We start from the raw sequence: 22602 nt of genomic DNA, 5'->3' as shown, positions 1-22602 counted from the left end.
CGCGTACCGCCGGTCACCTGGCCGGCGGTCGCTCCGGTCGTCGCCTCGGTCATCAGAACAGCGCTCCGCCGGCGATCTCGCTGTGTGCCTGCACCTCCGGCTCGGCCGCGTCCAGCCGATGCTTCAGGTCCAGCAGCAGGGTCAACTCCTGCGCGCTGAGGTCCTGGAGCACCTCTCGCTGTTCGGGGGAGAGGCTGTGCAGCGGGAACCCGGCGTCCTCCAGCGCGCGGAGACGGTCGTGATCGGGTGCGGAGTCAGTCATCGGTGCTCTCCCATTCGGTTGGTGCCGCGGTGATGCGGTCGAACAGCTCGGCGAGGGAGGCGACCGTGTGCAGCGCGCTGACGGCGACCAGGGAACGCTGCGCGGCGTCCAGGGGCAGCCGCCCCAACAGCCGGTCCAGGTCGGCGCTGTGCCCGTCGTCGAGGTCCGCGTGGAGGCGTACGGTCTCGAACGCGTCGTCCGGCAGTCCGGTCTCGCGGGCCAGGCGGTCGGCCAGTCCGGGCGCGGGCGCGTTGCCCTCCAGTACCGCGATGTAGCCGAGCAGGGCGACCGGATGGCTGTGCTCGAGCCAGTAGTACTGAGCGCCGACCAGGGCGGCCACCTGGGGCGGCGGCGCGGTGCCGGTCAGCTCGTCCGGCGACGCCCCGGTCGCCGCCGCGTCGGCGAGCAGCCAGTCGTCGTGCCCTCGTTCCTCCTCGGCATGCGTCCGCAGGTAGGGAGCGAGGGTCCGTGCCACCGGGTCCCCGGACAGCGCCTCGCAGCGGGCGGCGGCCCGCTCCAACAGCGGAACGGAGGCGCGGATCACCTGGTGCATGGCACGCAGGTAGCGCCGGTAGCGGCCGGGGAGTCTCGGGTCGGAACGCCACATGCGGGCGGATGCTGCCCGCAACACCGGTTCCACGAGGGAGAGTTCGAGGCGCAGACTCGCGACGGCGTACGTGCTCACGCGGACTCCTCCTCGTCTCCCGGACCGCCGAGCAGGACGAGTGGTGCGTACCGGTCGCTTCCGTACCGTCGCAGCAGTGACGCGGCTCCGGCGTCGTGCTGGAGGCGGGCGCCGAGCAGGTCCATCGCGCCCGCGGCGGGGCGCGCTCCGGACCGTTCCGCCGCCTCCAGAGCCGCCGGACGCCGGGCCAGGCTGCGGCAGTCCGCGCACGACCCGACTCCGGCGGTACGGATGGTGCGCAGCACCGGAGACTCCACGCACCGGCGCCGTATCGCGGCCCAGTCGTCCCGCGCGATGTGGCCGAGGCGCAGGTGCTCGGGTACGGGGCGGCCGTCCACCACCCGCTGGTTGCAGCAGGCCGCGACGGTGCCGTCGAAGGCCACGGTCGGCCAGGCCGCCATCGCGCACGGTGCGGTCGGTGTCGCGGAGGCACCTTCGGGCCCGGTGCCCCGGAGGGGACCGGGGGGCTCGGCACCCCGGAGCGGCACGGTCCGCGCGGCCGCCCAGCCCGCCGCCCGCCCCACGGGTCGTATGTGATTCACGAGAACGGCCGCTTGGTCGTCAAATTCCGAACGAATGGACGCGGTGATGTCCGCGAGATAGGCCGCGTCCTGGTCGGTGCCCGCCACGTGGAAACTCACGGCGATTCCGCTTTCCCTGATGCGGTGCATCGCGCGAAAGACCCCGGCACGCGGAACTTCACGTTCATGGAACACGTCGATGCTCGCCGAGAAGTGGTCGACGTTCCGAAGCGCGCCCAGGATGCGCGCGGGCACCCGGCCGTCGGCGGCGAAGAACATGCCGCTGAGGACCGACGTCCGCGTACCGGCCGCCGCCGCGAGCGCCGCGAGGTCGGCCACGAGCGCGGGCCGCAGCAGCGGCTCGCCACCCGTGAGCATGAGGACTTCCGGACGGTCCTCGGCGGTGAAACCGCCGACGAAACGGCGCAGCGCCCGGGCCGGCGTGTCCTCGCCGCGCGGCCCCGACGAGGTGGAGCAGTGCGCGCAGCTCAGCGGGCAGCGCCTGGTGAGCGTGGCGAGGAGCCCGGCCGCCGGCAGCGGACGCAGCGCGATGATCTCGGCCAGTCGCATCTCGTCACCTCCGTAGGCCACCGGGACGTGCGGGCCCAGCGTGCGCGGCACCGGTTCGGTCGCGGTTCGCGGGCGGTTCGAGGCCGGTACGCGGAGCGGGCTCGAGCGGTCACGGCGACGGGCTGGTCACGCTCGCTGGATTCAGTGCGTTTTGTTCCCTTATTCGCCTTCCGTCCCGGCGGGTGCGTTGCTGCATGCACCTTGAGCCATCCTCGAGTCCATGGCCCCGGAACCGGCCCGTGCGCATCCTGTGAAGGCCGAAGGAATTCGAGCGAATTCCCGAAGGTTCACGGCTCCTCACGGATTCCCTCACCCCCTGCGGCTCCTCGGAGGCTTTCGTGCACAGAATTCCTTTCCTCTGTCAGAACTCCGAAGACCCCGACACCGGCTGGGGAAGGGGCTGAGAGGCCGACATGGCTGATGCCCTCACGGAAAGCCGCGGCGTGGCGTCGGATCCCGGAATTCCGCGAGAGCCGGCCGACGGCATCGGCGGGGAATCCGCCGCCTCCCCCCTCTTACGACTGACCCTCCTCGGCCCCCTGCGGGCCACCCGCGGCGGCGTGCCGCTCGCGCTCGGGCCGCTGAAGCAGCGCCTCGTCCTGGCCGTCCTGCTCACCCGCCCCAACGCCCCGGTGTCGGTCGAGGAACTCACCGACGCCGTCTGGCCCGACGACCCGCCCCGCACGGCCCGCAAGAACCTCCAGGCGTACGTGTCGACCCTGCGCCGCGTACTCGACCCCGACGACCTCGGCCGGCTGAGCCACGGTCCCGGCGGCTACGTACTGCACCTCACCGCACAGGAATGCGACACCCTCCGCTTCGACGAACTCGCCCGGCACGGCGACACCGAGGCACGCGCGGGCGCCCCCAGCCACGCGGCCCGTACGTACCGCCAGGCGCTCGACCTGTGGCGCCACGACCCCTTCAGCGACCTGGCCCCCCGTGCCGACGTCCTGCGCGCCGCCGTCGAACGCCGGCGTGCCCGGCGGCTGGCCGTCTACGAGGCATGGGCGGAAGCACAGCTCGAGATCGGCGACCCGGGCCCGGTCGCGGACACCGTGGACGACATGGTGAGCCGCCACCCGCTGCGCGAACGGCTGCGCGCCGCCCAGCTCACCGCGCTGCACCACGTCGGCCGCAGAACCGAGGCACTGGCCGCCTACGACGACTGCCGTCAGCGGCTGTCCAGGGAACTGGGCCTGGAACCGGGCGCGGCGCTGCAACGCGCCTACCGCTCCCTCCTGGACGACATGGCCCCGCCCCGCCCGCGCGGCGGCACCACCGGGGCACGGCTGCTCCTCCCGCCGGACCTCGCCGACTTCACCGGGCGGACCGAGGAACTGGACGCCGTCTGCGCCCGGTTGGAGACCGAGGGCGGCCCCCCGGTCCTGATCACCGGCGCGGTCGGCGCCGGCAAGACCGCCTTCGCCGTACACGCCGCGCATCGCCTCGCCGCGCACTTCCCGGACGGAGTGGTCGCCACCCGGCTGTGCGCCGAGGACGGCTCGACGCGCCCCTGGGCGTCGGTGCTGACGGAGCTGGCCCGCGCCCTCGGCTGCGCCGAGCGGCTGCCCGCCGACCGGGAGGAGGCCGCCACCGTCTGGCGCTCCTGGCTGTCCGGCCGCCGCATCCTGCTCCTCCTGGACGACGCCCCCGACGCCACCGCGGTCGGCCCACTGCTGCCGCCCGCGGGCACCGCCGCCGCACTGGTCACCTCCCGCGAACGCCTGCCCCGTCTGGAGTCCGCGCACCGGGTCGAACTGCCGCCCCTGTCGTGCGAGGAAAGCCTGGACCTGCTCGGGGCGATCGTCGGACGGACCCGGCTGACCGCCGAGCACACCGCGGCCGTACGGATCGTCGCCGCCGCGGGACACCTCCCGTTCGCCCTGCGAGCGGCCGGAAACCGCCTGTCCGTGCTGCGCCACATGCCGCTCGGCCAGTACGCGGACCGCCTCGAACATCCTCAGGAGGCGCTGGACGAACTCGCGTCCGGGGGCCTCGGGGTCCGCGCCCGGCTCGCCGGCGCCTGGTCCCGACTGCCCGCCCCCGCCCGCGACTCGCTCAACGCACTGGCCGCACTGCCGGACGCGTCCTTCGCCCTCCCCGCCGCCGCCCGTGCCCTGGGCACCGACGGACGGGCCGCGCAACGCTCCCTGGAGGAACTGATCGACGTCGGCGTGCTGCCCCCGCCCTCCCTGCCCGAGGTGACCGCGCACCTGGCCGCGGCTCCGGAGGAGATGCGCTACGAACTTCCCTGGCTGACCCTGCTGTTCGCGCGAGAACAGGCGGCCACGTCAGGAGAGCGGTGCTGAGGCGTGCCGGGCGACGCAGGGAGGGCGAGACTTCGCGGCCACGCCTCAGTCCCGTACCCGCCTCAGAGTCGTCCGGCCCGCAGCCGTCCGAGGCACACACCGGCGGGGCGCTCAGGCCCCGCCCGTGGCCGCCGAGGCCGGACCGGAGGACTGCACCCGGGCGAGATACCCGGCCTGGAAGCGGCTGGCCGCGCCCAACTGCTCCATGATCTCGGCGATGTGCTTGCGGCAGGTGCGCAGCGACATCCCCAGCCGCCGCGCCACCATCTCGTCCTTCATGCCCTCGGCGAGCAGCCGCACGATGGCCTGCTTCACCTCGTCCCGCGCCGAACTCTCCGTCCAGGCCGGGTGATAGGGCTCGGCCAGGGACCAGGCGTGATCGAAGGTCGCGCAGAGATAGGAGACCGTGGACGGCTCCTGGATGACGATCGCCGCGTCCAGGTCGTCCTGGTGCGGAATGAACACGGTCTCCCCGTCGAAGGCGACCATGCGGCCGAACAGTTCGCTCAGTGTCCTGATCTCGGCGCCCTCGTCCGTCATGCGCCGTGCGTATTCCTGGGTGGGCAGGTGGTATCGGGCCGTGTGCTGGTACAGCGTGCGCATGCGGATGCCCCGGCGCAGCATGTCGCGGTCCTGTATGAACGCCTGCTCAAGGAGCGCGGGGGAGCGGCCGCCGCCGGGATGGCAGGTGCGGACCTCCTTCCGGCAGCGCATGGTCGCCTCGGTGATCATTCCCACGACCGTCTTCAGGTCCGTGACCTCCGTCAGCGGTGCCCGCCCCTGCCACTGCCGCCGGCCTTCCGCATAGAACGGCGCCAGGAGGGAAAGCTCTGCCCGCAGCCGATCGATCTCGGCGAGCTGCCGGCGCAACCCCGCCTCCCTGGGCGCGACCAGCGCGGCCAGGGCCGCGTCCGGCGCCACCGCCACGAACTGGTCGGGGTTCCCGGGCAGCCGGCGCAGCAGCAGGAGTTCGGTCAGGGTCGCCACCGCCGAGGCCGCCCGGCTCTCCGGCAGCCCGAGCCCCGCGCCCAGCGTCCCGGCGTCGCACGACCCCTGGTCGCTCACCCACCGGAACACCCGGACGGCGTCCTCGGACAACTGCGTCTCGTGCGACGGCCACCCCGCCGTCGTACGAATGTCCGGAACCGCGCCGTCCTCACCGATGCCGCCCACCCGACCCCCTCATCAGCCAGAAGACCACAGTGGCTCGCTGCTGTGTCCATTGTTCAGATGTGCGACGGAGTTTCCCAGACCCACTTGGAAGGAATCACTGTGAAACCGGCCAAAGGCGCATTCGTCCTGCTCTTCGCACGCTTCACCCCGCTCGGCAACTGGGTGCGGGGCCGGCAGCGTCGAGCCGGCGGCGAGGGAACCACGGCCCGCGAGATCCTCGACGAGCCTCCGCGTCCCGTGCGCGAGGGCGACGACGGCTCACCGAGCGTGCCGACACCGCACTGGTGAGGACCCCCGTCCTCGGGAGCCGACAGGACCGGGAAGCCTGTTTCGCGTCACCGCGGCTCGGAATTCCCCTCCCGGCGTTCCGTATGCACTGGATGGCGGGTTAAAGTCAGGTTCCGCGAGGATCTTGACACGGAGGGGCCCGGGGATGGAGAACAGTGCGCCAGTACGCCGGGGACGACCCCCGGGCGTGCAAGCCGTCGAAGGTGAGCTGACCGCTCGCCAGGCGGCGATCGTCCGCTACATCACCGAGGCCGTCGCCCGGCAGGGCTACCCGCCGTCGATGCGGGAGATCGGTCAGGCCGTGGAGCTGTCCAGCACCAGCTCGGTCTCGCACCAACTGGGCGCGCTGGAGAACAAGGGAGTCCTCTACCGCGACCCCCACCGCCCGCGCGCCTACCGGGTACGCCCTTCCTGGGCACCCGACCTCGCCACCCGCAGCTCGGAGCCGGCCCAGGTGCCGCTGGTCGGACGGATCGCCGCCGGTGCGCCGCTGCTCGCCGACGAGATGGTCGAGGACGTCTACTCCCTGCCCCGCCAGGTGGTCGGCGAGGGTGAACTGTTCGCTTTGACCGTGTCCGGCGACAGCATGATCGACGCGGCCATCTGCGACGGCGACATCGTGACCGTGCGCAAGCAGGACAGCGCCGAACACGGAGACATCGTCGCCGCACTGCTGGAGGACGAGGCCACCGTCAAGGTCCTGCACCGCCAGGACGGCCAGGTCTGGCTGATGCCACGCAACTCGTCCTTCGCCCCGATCCCCGGCGACGGCGCCCGCATCCTCGGCAAGGTGGTCGGGGTTCTGCGTCTGCTCTAGCTGTGTCCGGTCCTGGCCATCGCCGACCGGGCGGATGCGGCAACACCGGCCCCGGCGGGGGCCGTTGGGTACCCTGGGCCGGACATCAGGGGGGCGCATGACTTCGTACGTCTGCACGGTCTGCCATGAGGAAGTGGTGGACGTGCCGGGTCGCGAGACCCAGTCCGCGAGCACGCATTCATGCGGCCGGACATCCGGAGCGCCGTCTGGCGCGTCGGCCGCCGTCCCGGCTGATGCGCGGAGGCCGACGTCATCGGAGCGCGGTCGGTGGCTGGAAGACCGCCTGCGGCGCAGGGGCCACTCGTCGCGGCCCCGCCCGGGTGGTCGGATCCCTCGTAGCGTCATGGTCCTGGGCCTGCTCGGCCTCCTGGTGCTCTCCTTCACCTATGGGGCGCGGTTCGCGGACGGTGACGGCGACCGGGTCACGCACTGCCCGGAGAACGTCTTCCGGCACGACGTGTGCTGACGACCGGGCTTGGCCGTCGGTGTGGGCGGGGAGGCGGTTGGTGGCCGGGGGCCCGGGCAGGTGGCGGGCGACGGCCTGGAGTGTCCCGATCCCATAGCGTCCCGATCCCAGCACGTCCCGATCCCGGAATGTCCCGACCCGGGAGTGACCCGGCCCCGGATCGTCCCGTACCCGGATTCGGCGGCGGACCCGTTGCTCAGTCCGACAGTTCCCACAACAGCCGGTAGTACATGATCCGTTCCAGGTCCGGCTCGATCCCGTAGGCGTCGAGCAGCGGCTCTTCCCAGCCCGGACCGTAGTTCCACTGCGTACTCCACGTGGCGATCGCGAGGTCGGCCCAACGGTCCGCGAGACCGAGCGCGCCCAGGTCGACGTGTCCGCTGCACGTGCCGTCCGCACCGACGAGGGTGTTGGGAGCGCAGGCGTCCCCGTGGCACACCACGAGCCGGTCGACGGACGGAATGTCGGCGAGGGCGCCGAGTGCGCGCTCGACCGTGCCGAAGCTCTGCACGTCTTCATGCCAGTCCGCCGGGTGCGTCCGGCCGGCCGCCGCTCGCGACCGCGCCCGCTCCAGCCGCAGGTCGGCGGACCAGTCGAACGGGCAGTCCGCGACGGGCAGGGCGTCGTGGAGGGCCCGCAGCCCGGAGCCGATCGCGCGTACGGCGGTGCCGGGGTCCCGCTTCCAGCGATCGTCGACCGCCATCCGCCCTGGGAGCCCCTGGGTGATGATCCAGGACCCCGAGGGGTCGGCCCCCTCACCGAGCACGCGCGGCACCACGGTGAACGGCGCCGCCCACCGCAGCCGTGCCGTCTCGTCCGCGAGATCGATTCCGCTGCCGGCCGGCGTCCACTTCACGAACTGCCGCGTATGCCCCGAGCCGACCTGGAACGTCAGCCCACCGAGCTCGTTCCGCCACACGGCCCGTGTGGGGCGTCCCTTTGCGAACTCGGTGACGATGCGTGGAGCCTCGACATGTCCTGTGGGCGCGCTGGCTGTCATCAGCACAGTCTCGCCAGAAGGGCCGGTGGGAGGCGAACGGTTTACGCGTGCGCGCGTGCGACCGCCGAAGCCGCCGTGACACGTGACAGGCTCGTCACTGCGGAACCCTGGGGTGCCGGCCATATTGCAGGGGCACCTACACCTCTCGTTGAGGCACCATGCACAGATGTCGTCGACCGAACCAGCCGCCCGCGAGCTTCAGGATCGTGCCGTTCTTTGGAGCATGGGCGAGATCCGCGCAGCCGATGTCGTCGCCGCCGCCTGTGAAGCGCTCGTCGCCGGCCTCGACACTCCCGCCCTGCGGATCTTGGCCGCTTGCACGCGCGGGGAGGCGGACTACGACGTCCCCGATCTCCTGCCCCCGGCACTCGATGAACTGGGGCTCACGTTCTACTCGGCGGGCAGTGTCGCCGGACAGGAGGCCGCAGTACGGGCCCTCGCCGCCCGGATGCTGGCCGGGGAGATGACTCCGCGCGAGCTGGCGTTCCGGATCCACTCGCGCTTCGGACACGAGCTGCCCCTTGTCGAGACGCTCGCCGGACTGGACGACGACTACGACACCCTCGAGTACGGCGACCGAACGCTGGCGCAGATCGACGCCGAGGTCACAGCCGAGGCGCTGCGGCTGGTCCGGCGTCCGGCGGCCCCGACCGGACCCACGGATACACCGACCTGAACGTGCCCATCGGCACGCGGAAGGCCCCGCCGGAGCGGGGCCTTCGCTGGTGCGGTTCGGCGTGGTGACCGTGGTTCGGGCTCTCAGGTCACGTCGACGAAGTCGCCGGAGGAGTTGCTGGCACCGGTGGTGGTGTTGCCGCCGTAGCTCCAGCGCCAGGTGCCGTCCTGGGAGGCCGTCACGGTGGTCTTCAGGTGACCGGCGCTGTCGGCGGTGACCGTCTTGACCGTCGCGTAGGCGCTGGAACCGGCGGGCTTGAACTGCAGCTTCACCAGTCGGCCGCCGTAGTTGTCGTAGCGGTGCTGACTCCAGTTGGCGTGCTGCACGGTGCCGGTGACGGTGATCGCCTTGCCCTTGGCGACGGGTTCCGGGGACGCGTTCGTGCTCTGGATGCGCGAGGCACGCTGGAGGCGGACCGTCGCGGACAGGAGATCGGTGTCGTAACCACCGTTCTTCTTGATGCCCGTGCCGAGGGTCTTCCACACGGCGGCGTCGCTGTTGACGAGGTGGCCGCCGTTGCCGCCCGGCATGCCGTCCGGGTCGATCGTCATCGTCTCGTCGCAGTCGCGGTAGGTGTAGCCCCCCGCGGAGGATGTCCTGCAGCTCCACTGGGTCGTGGAGATGGCGAGCAGGTACTTGGTGGAGCCGTTGCTGCGGTACGCCTCGACCCACCAGTCGTCGAGCGCCACGTTGCTCTTCACCGTGTACGTCAACGGGACCTCGACCTCGGCACTGGTACCGACGACGATGGGCTTGCCGTTGTTGATGACGACGTTCGAGAACGAGATGTCGCCTTCGGCCGCGTGCGCGGCAGGCGCCGTGAGACCCATGCCCACGAGCGCCATGCCCCCGGACACCGCCACGGCGGCCACGCGCCGAACGGCCGCCGGTCTCTTCCGCTGCACAGCAGCAGACTTTGCAGTGATCAATCCCCACCCCTGAAATCGAATACCTGAGCGGCGGGCCTGCTGCCCGCCGCCGAAACTCTAGATCATCCAGAGATCGGCAGTGGGCGCTGCTCCGCCCCCGGTGACCAGGCGCGATGTACCCGGGTGACCAGGATGTGACTGACAGGTCCCGGGTCCTGGGTCACGTGCATGGATGCCTAGGCTGTGAGACGTGCAGAACGAGCTCACCCACGAGGACAGTACCTTCATCAACTTTCGTCACTACAAGTTCGCGGACTCGGGGTCCCATGCCTTCAGGTGGGTCGATATCAAGCGTCTGCGGCTTCCTGCGGAGTCCGTCGAGGACCGGGCGCTCCTTGCCACACTCATCGCGCATGAACAGTTTCGGGACGACTACGCCGGCGGTGGAGTACAGCCGGAGGGGCTCCGGCACGGCCCGTACTGGCTGAGCGCGATGGCCCCCGAGGTGTACGAATCCGTCGGCCGTGAGACGAGTGACCGCATCCTGCGGGAGTGGGCGAACCAGTTCGGGGACGCTCCCGCTGCCCTGGCGGCGGATCTGGAGCGCGCGGTATTCGAGCGGCTGGCGGCAGCCGAGCGCATTTACCATCTGCGTGAGCTCGGTGAAGAGTCGTTCCACGACTGGGGCGGTGTGCACACCGAGTTTCACGAGTTCGTGCTCATCGACCGCTCGGCCGGGCAGATCACGCTCCTCGTCGCGGCCGACGACTGAATCGCGGCCGACGGGCCGAACGAAAGGGCAGATCTTGCCAGTTCGATGGTCCAAAGTGCTGGGCAGCGGGTTCCTTCGCAGGGAAAAATGGTCTTCATGACGAGCGAAGGCACCTCGATCGACGCGACCAAGCCCAGCATTGCGCGTGTTTACGACTACCTGCTGGGCGGCAAGGACAACTACGCCGTGGACCGGGAGATCGGCGACGTGTTCAAACGCGACCTCCCCGGCTCCGTGGCGATCGCCTTCGCGAACCGGTCCGCGTTGACCCGGGCGGTCGCGGAGATCGCCACGACCACCGAGGTGACCCAGTTCATCGACCTGGGCAGCGGTCTGCCGACCGCCGACAACGTGCACCAGGTCGCGCAGCGTCATACGCCCGAGTCCCGCGTGGTGTACGTCGACATAGACCCCCAAGTGCTCGTCCACGGACGCGCCTTGCTGGAGGAGAACGACCGGACCCGGGTCATCGAAGCGGACGTCCGTGACCCCGAAGCCGTCTACAACCACCCCGAGACCCGGGAGATGATCGACTTCGACCGCCCGGTTGCCGTCGTGTTCAGCGCCATCCTCCATCACGTCAACGACGAGGAGGACCCCGCCGCGATCGTCCGCTTCTGGCGCGACCGCGTCCCCTCCGGAAGCTACTTCTTCGTCAGCCACTTCCGTTCCGGCAACAACCCGGAGACGGCCGAGGCGGAGAAAGTCCTCCAGCAGACGTTCGGCCGTGGCCGCTGGCGCACCGACGAGGAGATCGCGTCCCTCCTGGACGGCCTGGAGATCCTCGACCCCGGAGTCGTGGCCGCCTCGCTGTGGCGGCCCACCGCGGTCGACAACCCGTGGAGCGACGGCGGCGAAAGGGAACTCACCGTCTGGGAGCACCTCATCGCCGCGGGAATGGCCCGCAAGCCCTGACGCCAGCAGACACAGCAGGCGACAGCACGCTGTCCGTGCGCCGGGTGCCGCCGTGCCGGACTGTCTCCGGACACAGCAGCACCGACGGCTCCGACTCAGCCCCCCGCGGCGGGTCAAGAGCGGGGCCGCGTCCGCACGCGGCCCCGCCGACTGAGGCTGAGGGAAGTCAGCGGTCCTGGGCGAGCGCATACAGCTCGCCCAACAGGCTTCCCTCGGTGGCGACGAGGGCGTCGAACGTGCCCTCCTCGCGGATGCGTCCTCGGTCGAGCACGATGACGCGGTCGGCCATCCTCACGTTGTCCAGACGGTGGGTGACGACCACCGTGATCCGGTCCGGGGCCATCGCGCGGAGCTCGCGGAAGATCAGGTGCTCACCGCGGGCGTCCATCTCGCTGGTCGGCTCGTCCAGGACGAGCACGGCCGGCTCGCGGTACATCGCCCGCGCGCAGGCCAGACGTTGCCACTGCCCGCCGGACAGTTCGTGTCCGCCCCATACCGAGCGGGCCAGCAGGGTGTCGAGCCGATCCGGGAGCCCTTGCAGGGCCTTGGCCATCCCCACGCGTTCCGCGGCGTCCCAGACGCGTTCGTCGCCGTGCTCACGGGGCTGGCCCAGAGTGATGTTCTCCCGGGCACGCAGCGGCCAGTGCCCGTTCTTCTGCGGGACGAGGCCGACGTGCCGCCAGACGGACTCGGCGTCGGCGGTGGCGAGATCGGTGTCGTCCCACCGGACGGTTCCGCCGGTCGGCACGGTCAGTCCGGTGAGCAGGCGGATCAACGTCGACTTGCCGGCGCCGTTCTCGCCGACCAGCGCGACGACCTCGCCTCGGTTGAGGGTGAGGGTGACCGGGTGCAGGGCAGGGGCCTCCTTGTTCGGATAGGTGAACTCCGCCTCGCACAGACGGATCTGCCGCGGCGCCTTCGCCTGGGCGCTGCCGCGGGCGGTGGTCATGGAGCGGACTTCGTCGACGAAGGTGTAGTAGTCGCTGAGGTAGAGGCCGTGGTGGAACATCACCGCGCCGTAGCGCACGATCGAGTTGAGGGCGCGGCCCGCCGTCTGGGAGGCGACGACGGCGGTCCCGGCGATCGCCGTCGACATGGCTCCCGAGATGGCGAGCGCCGCCAAGGAGGCCCACATGCCGAGCGTGAACAGACCCGCCAAGGAGGCCGCGAGGAGCGTCACCAGCAAGTACGGGCGAGCTCCCTGGAGTTCGCGTCCCTCGACCCGGTCGCACATCGCCCGGTACCAGGAGTGCAGGTACGGGCGCATCGTGTTGGCGCGCAGTTCGTCGGCGAGCTCGGAGGTGGTGAGCCACCAGCGCATCATGCCGCGCACGTTGCGGGCGGAGAGGGTGCGGTCGTGGACGCGGTAGTCGATGCGCGCGGCGATGACTCCGCCCAGGCCCCTCGGGACGACCGACAGCAGCAACACGCCCAGGAGCAAAGGGTGGAGGGACGTGAGGACGGTCGCGGCGGACACCAGTTGGACGAAGCCGTTGGTGAGCGTCTTGGCGTCGTCGGCGAGGTCGACCGCGCGCAACGCGCCGATCTCCGCGGCTTGGCTGCGGTCGGTGAACCCTTCGGTGTCGTACGCCGAGAGCTCGGCTCTCATGTGGAGATCGACGAGGGTGAGATCGGCGGCCGAGGCGATCTTCGGATTGAGACGGCGGGTCGCCCAGTCCGCGAGGATCCACATCCCCGCTCCGGCGGCCATCGCGACGACCGCGACGGTCAGGGCCGGCCAGGCCTGCCGGAGCCCGGTGCGAGGGTCGGCCGTGGCGAGGTGGGGCAGCGCCCTGGAGACCGCGGTGAGCATGACCGCTGTGCCGAGGCCGGACAACACCTGGCACACGAGGATCGTGATCGTCATGCGTCGGTCGACGGACCAGGCCAGCCGGGCCGACTGGGCGAGGGCCATCGGGATGCGGCGGGCCATCTCCCACAAGGTGGCGTCGTCCATGGCCCGGCGGTGCTTGCGCCCGTTGTAGTCCAGCTCGGGAGGAGCCGAGGGCTGAGGGGCCGCCGAACGGGCGCCGGGAACGGCCGCCGCCCCGGTTCCGGGGGCTGACAGGGCCTGTGGCTCGGTGGCCGTGGGCTGTCGGTCGGTTCCGCGGAGCCGCTTCACGCGAACACTCCCGTCATGAGTCGGTGAAGGGTGCGACGCCCGCGTGCGGCGAGGCATGGATCGTCGTGCTTCCGGCTCCGGTCCAGGGCGCTCACCGCGTCCACGGCGGCCAGGAACTTCAGCACATGGAGCTCCTGCGGTGTCAGCTCACGTCCGTACCCGCTCAGGCAGGCGGTGCGCAGCCTGGGTCTGTCGGCCCACACCCCGCAGGCCGACGCGACGAACTCCTGGACGACGGGCGCGAATCGGGACCGGTCGAAGTCGACCCAGGCCACCCGCCCCGACCAGACCAGATTCGTGGGCCAGGCGTCACCGTGGATGAAGCCGAGCGGCAACGGCCCCACCCAGCGGAGCTGTTCGGTCAGAGCACGTACGAGAGTGCACTCCGCCTCCGTCAGTCGATCGCCGGCATCCTCCAGGCGTCGCTCCACGCCCTGCGCCGCCGAACGCAGTGCTCCTTCGGCCTCGGCACGCCAGGGACCGGTCAGTTCACCGGCCACGTGCAGCCGGGCCAGGAGCAGACCGGCCTGCCGGTGCGCCTCGTACTCCTCGGCCGCCGTGAGCGCGAGTTCGTGCACCGGGCGGCCGGGTACGGCGGTCGTCAGCAGCGCCAAGTGCTCGGCGCTGGACGCCCGGAGCTGAGGCGCTCGTCCGGCCCCCAGCGCGGGCACAGCGTGCCGCAGGGCGAACGTCTCCCTCTCATACGTCCGCGCCGTGCGGGAGAGCTTCAGGTAGAACCGGCAGCCGTCGCGGCGTACGAGCTCCCACACGCGGGATGTCCGCCGCGGGTGGGAAGCGTCCCGGGCCTCGGCGACGGCCCCGATCTCGCACTCGGCCCAGCCGCGCAGAGCCGTGGGGAGTGCCTTCGCGTCGCTCATGCCCCCCACCTCGGTGACGGTCGTGATGCCGATGCGAACGGGGCGCGGCGCGCGTCCGCCGGGCGCTGGTGCACCACGCGCTTGACGCAGACGGCGGGAGGATTTTCGAACGCGGGGTGGGCGGCGGGAAGGGAGCGTACGGGATTCACGGATTTCTCCTCGGTAGGGATCGGGTGGAGCACCCCGGACAACGCGGCTGGTCACGGGGTCGATACGGGGCGGACCGGGCGATGGTCCGAGCGCAGGTTCGATATTCGGCGCCGCGGGCAAGTGGGCGCTGCGCTGACGCCCGTTCGATTCACTCGGCCAGGGGACAGCGGCGAAGGCGTGACCCGAACGGGGGATTGCGGGAGGGCGTCGAAAGCACCGGTCTCCTCGGTGGGACGTGGATGGGCCGAGGAACGGAACCCTGGGTCACGCCACTGACAACCGGGCGGGTGCGATGCCGGGATCCGGACAATCCGAGCGGCCGATCCGGCGTCGGGCACCGGTCCTCGAGACGGCCGAACGGCCTGGGAGGGAATCAGGAGAAAGGATTCTCGAACCGGTCGGCCCGACCCCGGAGTTGAGCGGTCGGCGAGATGGCTTGAACTGCCCGGACCGTGCGGGCGACGTGGTCGGATTCCGGAGTGGCGGACCGCCGACCGCCCCAACGGCGGCTAACGTCAGCCCCCTGGCCCTGGCCCCGGCCCCGGTGCGGATCGGACGGTGACGCGTGCGCCCCGGCGCCGGTCCCGTCGCGTCCGTGCTCGGCGAGGAGGTCGAACTCGTGGGTTCGTGCTGCCGTGCTGCCGTGTTTTCGTGCTTCGCGAAGAGTCCGGCTTCGTCGTCTCCGTGCCCCCGCGGAGAGACCGAGTCGCGGCGCGGAGCCCGATCGCGTCGTCTGTGTGCGCCGCGAAGTGGTCGGCCTCGGGTTATCCCCACCCCCGATCCGCCGGTAGCCGCCATGGTCCGCGGTGACCGCGATCCGTAGCGTCGAGGTATCGCTACGACAAGATCGTGAGAGGGCGGAACATTGAGGCTGCGCGGGAACAAGCGGCGGACGACGGACGGCCCGACGGGGGTCCAGGGCGGTACCTCCGCCTTCGCCGTCGAACTGCGCGGCGTACGACGGCAGTACGGCCGCGGCAACGGCGCCGTACACGCCCTCGCCGGCATCGACCTCGCCCTCTCCCGAGGCACCTTCACGGCCGTCATGGGCCCGTCCGGCTCCGGCAAGTCCACCTTCCTGCAGTGCGCGGCAGGGCTCGACCGGCCCTCGGCAGGCTCCGTACGGCTCGGTGGTACGGAGATCACGGGAATGCGGGAGAACCAGCTCACCGAGCTGCGCCGCAGTCGCCTCGGCTTCGTCTTCCAGGCCTTCAACCTGCTGCCGTCCCTCACCGTCGAGCAGAACGTGCTGCTCCCGATGCGGCTGGCCGGACAGCGCCGGGACCGCCGCCGCGCCGCCGAAGTGCTGACGCGGGTCGGACTCGCCGACAAGGCCGGACGTCGGCCCGGTGAGCTCTCCGGCGGCCAGCAACAACGTGTCGCCATCGCCCGGGCACTCGTCACCAGCCCGGACGTCATTTTCGCCGACGAGCCCACGGGCGCTCTCGACACCACCACCGCGGCCGACATCCTCGGTCTGCTGCGGCACGCGGTGGACTCCCTCGGCGCCACGGTCGTCATGGTCACCCACGACCCGGCTGCCGCCACCTGGGCCGACCGAGTGCTGTTCCTCGCGGACGGTGTCTTCGCCGGCGGTCTCGACCGCGGCTCGCCGGAACAGATCGCGGCGCGGATGGCCGCCCTCACCTCCGGAGCGGGCGCGACGGCGAGGGTCGCGGCGTGAGCAGGCTCGCCCCCAACGGCCTCGCCCGGGCGGCCGTGCGCTTCAAACCCGCTTCGTTCGCGGGCACGTTCGTGGCGTTGATGATGTCGGCGCTGATCGTCTCCGCTTGCGGCATCCTCCTGGAGACGGGTGCGCGAGCCTCGGTACCGGCGGAGCGGTATGGGAGGGCCGCGGTTGTCGTGGCCGCCGACCAGTACGCCCATCTCGTCACGGGCAGCGGCGACGGCCGGTCGGACTCCCCGGGACTGCTGCCGGACGTCGCGCGCGTGGATGCCGTACTTGCGCGCAGAGCGGCCCGCGTACCCCAAGTGAATTCGGCGGTACCGGACTTCACGTTCCCCGTGCGTCAGGATGGCCGAGCGCTGACCGGCCACGGCTGGGGTTCGCACGCCTTCACCGGTGCCGTGCTCGTCTCCGGGACCGCGCCCCGTACCGGCGAGGTCGTACTCGACGCGACCGCCGCGAAAGCCGCCGTCGGCGACACCATCGCCCTCGAAACCGCCACCGGGCGTGCGGAGTTCCGTGTCTCCGGGCTGGCGAAGGCCGGAACCGGTGACGTGCCCAGGGCCGCGACGGGCTGGTTCTCCGACGCCCAGGCGCCCGTGCTCGCCGGGCACCCGGGGAAGGCCGACGCGATCGCCGTACTCGCCAGGACCGGTGCGGACACCGACGACGTCGCCGACGCAGTGGAGAAGGCGCTCACCGGCACCCGGGCCCACGTTTACACGGGCGACGATCGCGGAGCCGTCGAGGAGCACGGGCTCGGATACGCCAAGGAGACGCTCACCGGCATCGGAGGGTCCTTCGGCGGGATCGCCACCGTGGTCGCCGTCTTCACGGCGGCCGGCACGGTCGCCCTGTCCGTGTCCCAGCGCGCCCGGGAATTCGCGCTGCTGCGCGCCATCGGAGCCACCCCGCGGCAGATCCGCCGCGCGGTCGCCGCGGAGGCACTGCTCGTCGCACCCCTCGCCGGGTTGGCCGGCTGCCTGCCCGGGATCGGCCTCGCACACTGGTGGTTCGGGCAGTTGAAGGACCGCGGAGCCATTCCGGAAGCCGTCTACCTGCACGTGTCCTTCATCCCGCTCCTGGTCGCCGTCGCCCTGGGACTGCTGACGGCGCTGGTGGCTGGGTGGGCGGCCGGCCGAAGGCCCGCGAGGACCAAGCCGGGCCAGGCCCTCACCGACGCGTCGGTGGAGCGGCTGCGGCCGGGCGTGATCCGTACCGGACTGGGCATCGGAGCCGTCGTCGGCGGAGGGTTCCTCACCGGCCTGGCTGCCCGCTCGGCTGGGGACGACGCCGCCAACGCCGCGCTCGGCGTCGTGATGCTCTTCATGCTCGCCGTCGCGCTCCTCGGCCCCCTGGTGGCGCGGCTGTGCGCCACGCTGTTCGGGCTGGCGCTGCGCGACGGCAGCGCCGCGGTGTCACTGGCGGCCGCCAACTCCCGTACGAACGCACGACGGATGGCGTCCGCGATCACCCCGATCGTGCTGGCCATGGCGTTCGCCTCGACGCTCGTCTTCCTGCACACGAGCGAAACTCGCGTAGCCGCGCGGCAGTTGCGCGCGGGCGTCATCGCGGACCACGTCGTCACGGATCCGGCGGGACTGCCTGCCGACATGGTCGCCCGGGCCGCTCGCCTTCCGGGAGTCGACGCGGCCGTCGGCCTCCTCGAGACGCAGGTACTGGTGCCCGTCGGCTCCGGCGGAGACCGATGGCTCCAAGGCGCCGCGACCCAGGGCATCTCCGGCTCCGGCGCGCGGCTCGCGAAGGTGCAGGACCTCGACGTACGGGGTGGCAGCCTCGACCGGGTCGGCCGGGGCCGTATCGCCATCGACAAGACGCTCGCCACCTCGGCGCACGTCGGGATCGGCGACAGGCTGCCGCTCTACCTCCCCGATGGCACCAAGGCCAGGCCCGAGGTCGTCGCCGTGTACGGGCGCGGCCTCGGCCTCCCGGCGGTGACCATGGACCGGTCCTCGCTGGCCACCCACGTCACGTCGGGCTTCGACAGCACGCTGCTGGTACGGGGCGGAGACGCCAAGGCCCTGACGCCCCTGGGCAAGGTCACCGACGCCTCCGGCTACGCCGCCGCGCGCAACACCGACAGCGAACTCAACGCCTGGGCGAACTACACGATGGCCGCGGTCCTCGGCGGCTTCGCGGCCGTCGCCGCTGCCAACACCCTCGTGATGACCGTCCTCGACCGACGCCGTGAACTCGGCATGCTCCGCCTGGTCGGCGCCACCCGGCTCCAGGTGATGCGGATGCTCCGCTGGGAGGGCCTGCTGGTGGCGACGACGGGCGTGCTCCTGGGCACGACCATCGCGGTGACCACTCTGATCCCGATGACGCGCGGCCTGACGGGGGAGTCCCCGTACATACCCCCGCTGCTGTACGGGGCTTTCGCCACGACGGCGATCGGCCTCGGCCTCCTCGCCGTCACCCTCCCGGCGCGAGCCGTACTGCGTGACGGACGGGCATGAGATTTCGGGTCTGAGATCTCGGATCTGAGATCTCGAACCGGCCGGGCGAGAGGTGCCCGCTCGCTCGGAGTGATCCCACGGACGGTGATGTCTGCCGATCCCGGTGATCCCGTGGTGTGTAATGACGCACGCACGGTGATCCAGGGGAGTCAGGGGGAACCCGATGGAGGGGCTGAAGCCGACCGACCCGCGGCAGGTGGGCCGGTACCGCATCGTGGGATTGCTCGGGGCGGGCGGGATGGGCCGCGTGTACATGGGGCGTTCGCCCAGTGGGCGGCTGGTCGCGGTCAAGGTGGTGCGGCCGGAGCTCGCCGACGATCCCGGGTTCCGGCGCAGGTTCGCCCGGGAGGTGGCGGCCGCCCGGAAGGTCACCGGGTTCTTCACGGCCGCCCTCGTGGACGCCGATCCCGACGGGTCGCCCCCGTGGCTGGCCACCGCCTACGTGCCGGGGATGGCACTGGACCAGGCGGTCGCCGCGCACGGCCCGTGGCCCGTGGCCTCGGTACGTGCGCTCGGAGCGGGACTGGCCGAAGCGCTCGAGGCCATCCACGCGGCCGGTCTGATCCACCGCGACCTCAAACCGTCGAACGTGCTCATCGCTTCCGACGGACCCCGGGTCGTCGATTTCGGGATCTCCGTGGCGGCCGAGGCCACGGTGCTGACGCGCACCGGCACCGCTGTGGGCACGCCCGGATTCATGTCGCCCGAGCAACTCACCGGGGATCCGGTGACGCCCGCCACCGACGTGTTCGCCCTCGGCGCCGTCCTGACCTACGCCTCAACCGGCGTCGGCCCGTTCGGCACGGGGTCCGCGCAGTCGCTCAACTTCCGTATCGCGTACGAGGAACCGCGGCTGGACGGGCTGCCCGAGGGCCTGGGGATCGTGGCCCGCTGTCTGGTGAAGGATCCGGAGCAGCGGCCGGACGTGGCCGCGCTCATCGGCGAACTTGCTGACATGGCGGGCGACTTGGGCTACACGCCTACCGAGATTGTCAGCGACGCCTTGGTGTGGTTGCCGGAGAAGGTGGCGGCGGCTGTTGCGGTCACGGTCACCGGGGCTGCCGTGCCGGCGGTGGCCGCATCGACGCCTCTGACGTCAAAGCCGGCTGTTCCGGGAGAGGTTGCGCGTAGGAAGCCCAAAAAGGCGGCGGCATCCGCGTCCCGTAGCAAGCCGGCTGGCAACACGCCGACCCGCAAGAAGCCGGCGCGCCCGAAGCCGTCGCCCGCTGCTCCGGGGCCCGCACCCTCCACGGGCTCCTCCGAGCCACCGCGCAGCGCCGCGGCGGCAGCATCGCCGACTCGGCCGCCGAGGGCGACGAAGGCGCCCGGCGCCCGTCCCGCGTCCGGCAGTGCGGTCGAGGCCTCGGCGACGTCCGTCACACCATTCCGCGCGCCCCACCCCTGGGCAGTGCGCCGCGCCCTCTTCCTGTCGGTCGCCTGTATGGCGTTCGGGCTGGCGCTATACCTGCCGTTCGGCGGCCATGCGTCCGTATTCGCATATCTCTTCAGCGACTGGTGGTTGTGGTGGCCCGGTTGGCCGTTCGGCGGCACGTGGCCCTTTGTGCCCGCGGCCGGCCTCGCGATCACCAGTTGCGTTGCCGTGTTCGCCCAGCTTCGTCGCTTCCCGACGGGCCCGGTACCTCGTACTGTCCGGCGCCTGCACTACCTGACCGCCACGTTCGTGGGAGGACTCCTCGCCCTCTACATCACACTGGGCATCGTGGGGGAGCGGGGTCTGGGCTTCCTCCAGTCTGGCTCGTGGTTCTTCGTCCTGGGCTGTGCGGCGTTGGTGGCGAGTATGTTCCGGCTGTCGGGTCCGAAATCCGCGCCCACGCCCGCTCCTTGACCAACGCGGGCCGGTGCGCACTCCCCACCGGCCCGTAAGCCGCGTCCAGGCCGGTGAGTTCCGAGACGAAGGGGCCGAACTCGCAGGCCTTCAGGCGGCTTCCGCTACTCGTCGATCGCCGATCCGAAGCGTGCGTTGGCCGTCGGCGCCCCGAGACGAGCCCCGTCGTACGTCCAGGAATCCTTGGCGGTGAGGCCCGATGACGACGCGGGGATCACCCATACGAAGCCGTCGTCGGTGTTCTCGCCCGGTGCCGCCGCCAGCAGGCCGAAGCGGCCGTCGTGGTTGGCGTCGATCAGCCGCACCTGGGCGCCCCAGCGGTCCGAGGCTTCCGCCGTGCCGGGAACCCCGGAGGAGTTCTGGTCGAAGCTGCGCACGCCGGATGCCGTCAGCCCGCCCGGCGCGCCACGCAGCGTCCAGACCGCACCCGCGTCGGACACGGAACCCACGTCCTCCCCTGGCGCCCCGATGGCGAGGTCCGGGCGGCCGTCGCCGTCGGTGTCACCTGAGGACAGCTCGGCACCCCACCGGTCGCCGGGCTCGGCCGTGCCGGGGACGCCGGGGGAGTCCTGCGTCCATGTCTGCGCCGGGGTCGGGTCGAGACCGGAGAGGTCGCCCTTGCCCAGGTACACGGAGACGGATCCGCCGACGGCCGACCCGGCGCCTGTGTCACCGATGGCCAGGTCGTCCTGGCCGTCGTGGTTGAAGTCGCTGGAGACGATCGCGGGGCCGCCTTCGAACGCGCCGCCGTCACCGAGTGCGTCGACGCCGGGCGCGCCGTGGAGCACCTGGGTGGCACCGACGCCGGGCTGGTCGCCGGTGGTGACACCGGAGATCGCCAGGTCGGCCCAGGAGTCCTCGTTGTAGTTGCCGTGGCTGAGGCTTCGGAACGCGAAGCCGGTGTCCGACGGGCTCAGGTCCCGAGCGTGCACCCGTGTTTCCACGGTCTTCAGTTGCCGGGCCGCCGTGGTCGGCGCGGAAGTGAAGAACAGCAGCGTGTCGTTCTCCAGGAAGGCGATGCTGTCGCGCGGGTTGGCGTCCGGGTTCGCCGGGTCCGGGGCGAAGTACCGGGCGGCTTCGATGGCCAGACCGAAGTTCGCGCCGGCCCGTAGGTGGTCGGTGTCCTCCAGCCAGCTGCTGTCGGACCCGTGCAGGCCGCTCCGCGAACCCCAGAAGACGACGGCACCGCCCGCGTCGGACAGCCCGGCGAGGTCTTCGCCTGGGATGCCGACGATCGCGTCGTCGTAACCGTCGTTGTTCAGGTCGCCGGAGGCCACGGCGCCGCCGAACCCGTCACCGGCCTCGGCGGCGCCCGGAACGCCCGAGGTGTTCTGATGCAGGACGCTCTTCTTGGTAGTGCTGAGACCGCTCGACGAGCTGTACTGCACGGAGACGTAACCGGCGGACTTGGCGCCGTTCACCGTGGCACCCGGGGCGCCGATGAGCACGTCGTCGAATCCGTTGCCGTCGAAGTCGCAGTTGTGCTGCTGCCAGCCGATGGACGGGAAGGGCGTCGCGGCCTGTGCCGCGGGGGCCGCGATCACCGCTCCGCCCCCGAGGGCGAACAGCGCCACGGCCGTCAGGACCGCACTGTTGATGTGACGCACAGGAGCGAACCTCCTTGGGTTCCTGAACTGCCTGCGGCGTCCGGCTCGGCCGAGACGGACGGGGTGGACGGTGCCCATGGGGTGGACAGTGCTGATGGGGCCGGGGGACCGGCATGACTCCAGGCTCGCCGGACGGCGGCTGCGGTCATGCAAGTCCCCCCGTCGGAGGACGTGTTGAGACCGACGCCTTCATCCGCCCACCCAGAAGACACCCGAGGTTCGTCCAGGGTTGTAGTCGGTGCGAGGGAGGTGGGTCGCGGACCCTTTCTGGGCGGGGCGGGACAGAGCGTGGGTGGGGTGTGGTGTTGTGTGAGGTGGAGCGGGGCCGGGGGACACAGCGCGGGAGCAAGACGCGGATCGGTGTCGGCGAACGCACGGCTGCCAAGCGCTGCGCGCTGCCCTGGCGTTCCGGCGCACGAAAACCTGTTGGCCGGGGCACGAAAACCTGTTGGCCGGGGCACGAAAACCTGTTGGCCGGGGCACGAAAGCCCGTTGGCGGGGAACGA

At 71.4% G+C, this 22602-nt stretch carries 19 protein-coding genes; 10 read left to right on the top strand and 9 right to left on the bottom strand.

What is annotated here, in order from left to right:
* Positions 1-52: 52 nt before the first annotated feature.
* The 3 genes from ACFRIC_RS01180 to ACFRIC_RS01170 are packed head-to-tail and all read right to left on the bottom strand — an operon-like array spanning position 53 to position 2038.
* Positions 53-262 (bottom strand): aroma-sacti cluster domain-containing protein, encoded by a 210-nt coding sequence (locus ACFRIC_RS01180; protein WP_382778383.1) that lies wholly within the window; start codon positions 260-262, stop codon positions 53-55.
* Complete coding sequence (locus ACFRIC_RS01175) at positions 255-947, bottom strand: iron-containing redox enzyme family protein (protein ID WP_382778382.1); 693 nt, start codon at positions 945-947, stop codon at positions 255-257. The genes ACFRIC_RS01180 and ACFRIC_RS01175 overlap by 8 nt, the downstream gene beginning before the upstream one ends.
* Complete coding sequence (locus tag ACFRIC_RS01170; protein WP_382778381.1) at positions 944-2038, bottom strand: radical SAM protein; 1095 nt, start codon at positions 2036-2038, stop codon at positions 944-946. Before ACFRIC_RS01170 ends, ACFRIC_RS01175 begins: the two co-directional genes overlap by 4 nt.
* 413 nt (positions 2039-2451) lie before the next feature.
* Between ACFRIC_RS01170 and ACFRIC_RS01165 the strand changes: the two genes are divergently transcribed.
* A complete protein-coding gene (locus ACFRIC_RS01165; RefSeq protein WP_382778380.1) occupies positions 2452-4350 on the top strand; it encodes a BTAD domain-containing putative transcriptional regulator in 1899 nt (632 codons plus the stop codon).
* A gap of 111 nt (positions 4351-4461) precedes the next feature.
* On the opposite strand, the gene ACFRIC_RS01160 is transcribed toward ACFRIC_RS01165, so the two are convergent.
* The gene (locus tag ACFRIC_RS01160; RefSeq protein ID WP_382778379.1) at positions 4462-5523 is read right to left on the bottom strand and encodes a LuxR C-terminal-related transcriptional regulator; all 1062 of its coding nucleotides are present in this window, start codon (positions 5521-5523) and stop codon (positions 4462-4464) included.
* A 99-nt stretch (positions 5524-5622) separates the two neighbouring features.
* On the opposite strand from ACFRIC_RS01160, the gene ACFRIC_RS01155 reads away from it, so the two are divergent.
* The 3 genes from ACFRIC_RS01155 to ACFRIC_RS01145 all read left to right on the top strand — a co-directional run bounded on the left by ACFRIC_RS01155 (position 5623) and on the right by ACFRIC_RS01145 (position 7094).
* Positions 5623-5811 carry a hypothetical protein gene (locus ACFRIC_RS01155; protein ID WP_382778378.1) on the top strand — a complete coding sequence of 63 codons (189 nt, stop codon included), beginning with the start codon at positions 5623-5625 and terminating at the stop codon, positions 5809-5811.
* 145 nt (positions 5812-5956) lie between these two features.
* On the top strand, positions 5957-6628 hold the full coding sequence (lexA, locus tag ACFRIC_RS01150) for a transcriptional repressor LexA (RefSeq protein WP_382778377.1): 672 nt from the start codon (positions 5957-5959) through the stop codon (positions 6626-6628).
* Between the two features lie 343 nt (positions 6629-6971).
* Positions 6972-7094: a hypothetical protein gene (locus tag ACFRIC_RS01145; RefSeq protein WP_382778376.1), complete on the top strand. Its 123-nt coding sequence runs from the start codon at positions 6972-6974 to the stop codon at positions 7092-7094.
* A gap of 196 nt (positions 7095-7290) precedes the next feature.
* On the opposite strand, the gene ACFRIC_RS01140 is transcribed toward ACFRIC_RS01145, so the two are convergent.
* Complete coding sequence (locus ACFRIC_RS01140; protein WP_382778375.1) at positions 7291-8094, bottom strand: aminoglycoside 3'-phosphotransferase; 804 nt, start codon at positions 8092-8094, stop codon at positions 7291-7293.
* Positions 8095-8260: 166 nt separating this feature from the next.
* Here ACFRIC_RS01140 and ACFRIC_RS01135 point away from each other — a divergent pair, with 166 nt between their 5' ends.
* Positions 8261-8770 carry a hypothetical protein gene (locus ACFRIC_RS01135; RefSeq protein WP_382778374.1) on the top strand — a complete coding sequence of 170 codons (510 nt, stop codon included), beginning with the start codon at positions 8261-8263 and terminating at the stop codon, positions 8768-8770.
* 83 nt (positions 8771-8853) lie between these two features.
* On the opposite strand, the gene ACFRIC_RS01130 is transcribed toward ACFRIC_RS01135, so the two are convergent.
* Positions 8854-9675 carry a hypothetical protein gene (locus ACFRIC_RS01130; RefSeq protein WP_382778373.1) on the bottom strand — a complete coding sequence of 274 codons (822 nt, stop codon included), beginning with the start codon at positions 9673-9675 and terminating at the stop codon, positions 8854-8856.
* A gap of 214 nt (positions 9676-9889) precedes the next feature.
* Here ACFRIC_RS01130 and ACFRIC_RS01125 point away from each other — a divergent pair, with 214 nt between their 5' ends.
* Positions 9890-10411 (top strand): hypothetical protein, encoded by a 522-nt coding sequence (locus ACFRIC_RS01125; protein WP_382778372.1) that lies wholly within the window; start codon positions 9890-9892, stop codon positions 10409-10411.
* Positions 10412-10507: 96 nt separating this feature from the next.
* The gene (locus tag ACFRIC_RS01120) at positions 10508-11326 is read left to right on the top strand and encodes an SAM-dependent methyltransferase (protein WP_382778371.1); all 819 of its coding nucleotides are present in this window, start codon (positions 10508-10510) and stop codon (positions 11324-11326) included.
* 166 nt (positions 11327-11492) lie between these two features.
* On the opposite strand, the gene ACFRIC_RS01115 is transcribed toward ACFRIC_RS01120, so the two are convergent.
* Positions 11493-13259, bottom strand: coding sequence for an ATP-binding cassette domain-containing protein (locus ACFRIC_RS01115; RefSeq protein ID WP_382778859.1), 1767 nt, complete (start codon positions 13257-13259; stop codon positions 11493-11495).
* 185 nt (positions 13260-13444) lie between these two features.
* Positions 13445-14326, bottom strand: a complete 882-nt coding sequence (locus ACFRIC_RS01110) for a phosphotransferase enzyme family protein (protein ID WP_382778370.1) — start codon at positions 14324-14326, stop codon at positions 13445-13447.
* A gap of 1015 nt (positions 14327-15341) precedes the next feature.
* On the opposite strand from ACFRIC_RS01110, the gene ACFRIC_RS01105 reads away from it, so the two are divergent.
* From ACFRIC_RS01105 to ACFRIC_RS01095, 3 genes are all read left to right on the top strand, one after another.
* The gene (locus tag ACFRIC_RS01105) at positions 15342-16160 is read left to right on the top strand and encodes an ABC transporter ATP-binding protein (protein ID WP_382778369.1); all 819 of its coding nucleotides are present in this window, start codon (positions 15342-15344) and stop codon (positions 16158-16160) included.
* A complete protein-coding gene (locus ACFRIC_RS01100) occupies positions 16157-18643 on the top strand; it encodes an ABC transporter permease (RefSeq protein WP_382778368.1) in 2487 nt (828 codons plus the stop codon). Before ACFRIC_RS01105 ends, ACFRIC_RS01100 begins: the two co-directional genes overlap by 4 nt.
* Positions 18644-18806: 163 nt before the next feature.
* Positions 18807-20489: a protein kinase gene (locus ACFRIC_RS01095; protein ID WP_382778367.1), complete on the top strand. Its 1683-nt coding sequence runs from the start codon at positions 18807-18809 to the stop codon at positions 20487-20489.
* A 104-nt stretch (positions 20490-20593) separates the two neighbouring features.
* On the opposite strand, the gene ACFRIC_RS01090 is transcribed toward ACFRIC_RS01095, so the two are convergent.
* A complete protein-coding gene (locus tag ACFRIC_RS01090) occupies positions 20594-22096 on the bottom strand; it encodes an FG-GAP repeat protein (protein ID WP_382778366.1) in 1503 nt (500 codons plus the stop codon).
* Positions 22097-22602: the final 506 nt, after the last annotated feature.

This window comes from Streptomyces sp. NPDC056738 (genome assembly GCF_042790435.1).
Classification (GTDB): Bacteria; Actinomycetota; Actinomycetes; order Streptomycetales; family Streptomycetaceae; genus Streptomyces.
This window is presented reverse-complemented; position numbering and strand designations above follow the sequence as displayed.

Bases quoted from the DNA above. Each gene is read 5' to 3' on its own strand.
- lexA (WP_382778377.1), top strand. From the start codon at position 5,957: ATGGAGAACAGTGCGCCAGTACGCCGGGGACGACCCCCGGGCGTGCAA.
- ACFRIC_RS01120 (WP_382778371.1), top strand. From the start codon at position 10,508: ATGACGAGCGAAGGCACCTCGATCGACGCGACCAAGCCCAGCATTGCG.
- ACFRIC_RS01110 (WP_382778370.1), bottom strand. From the start codon at position 14,326: ATGAGCGACGCGAAGGCACTCCCCACGGCTCTGCGCGGCTGGGCCGAG.
- ACFRIC_RS01145 (WP_382778376.1), top strand. From the start codon at position 6,972: ATGGTCCTGGGCCTGCTCGGCCTCCTGGTGCTCTCCTTCACCTATGGG.
- ACFRIC_RS01095 (WP_382778367.1), top strand. From the start codon at position 18,807: ATGGAGGGGCTGAAGCCGACCGACCCGCGGCAGGTGGGCCGGTACCGC.
- ACFRIC_RS01180 (WP_382778383.1), bottom strand. From the start codon at position 262: ATGACTGACTCCGCACCCGATCACGACCGTCTCCGCGCGCTGGAGGAC.
- ACFRIC_RS01140 (WP_382778375.1), bottom strand. From the start codon at position 8,094: ATGACAGCCAGCGCGCCCACAGGACATGTCGAGGCTCCACGCATCGTC.
- ACFRIC_RS01170 (WP_382778381.1), bottom strand. From the start codon at position 2,038: ATGCGACTGGCCGAGATCATCGCGCTGCGTCCGCTGCCGGCGGCCGGG.
- ACFRIC_RS01165 (WP_382778380.1), top strand. From the start codon at position 2,452: ATGGCTGATGCCCTCACGGAAAGCCGCGGCGTGGCGTCGGATCCCGGA.
- ACFRIC_RS01115 (WP_382778859.1), bottom strand. From the start codon at position 13,259: ATGGCCCGCCGCATCCCGATGGCCCTCGCCCAGTCGGCCCGGCTGGCC.
- ACFRIC_RS01135 (WP_382778374.1), top strand. From the start codon at position 8,261: ATGTCGTCGACCGAACCAGCCGCCCGCGAGCTTCAGGATCGTGCCGTT.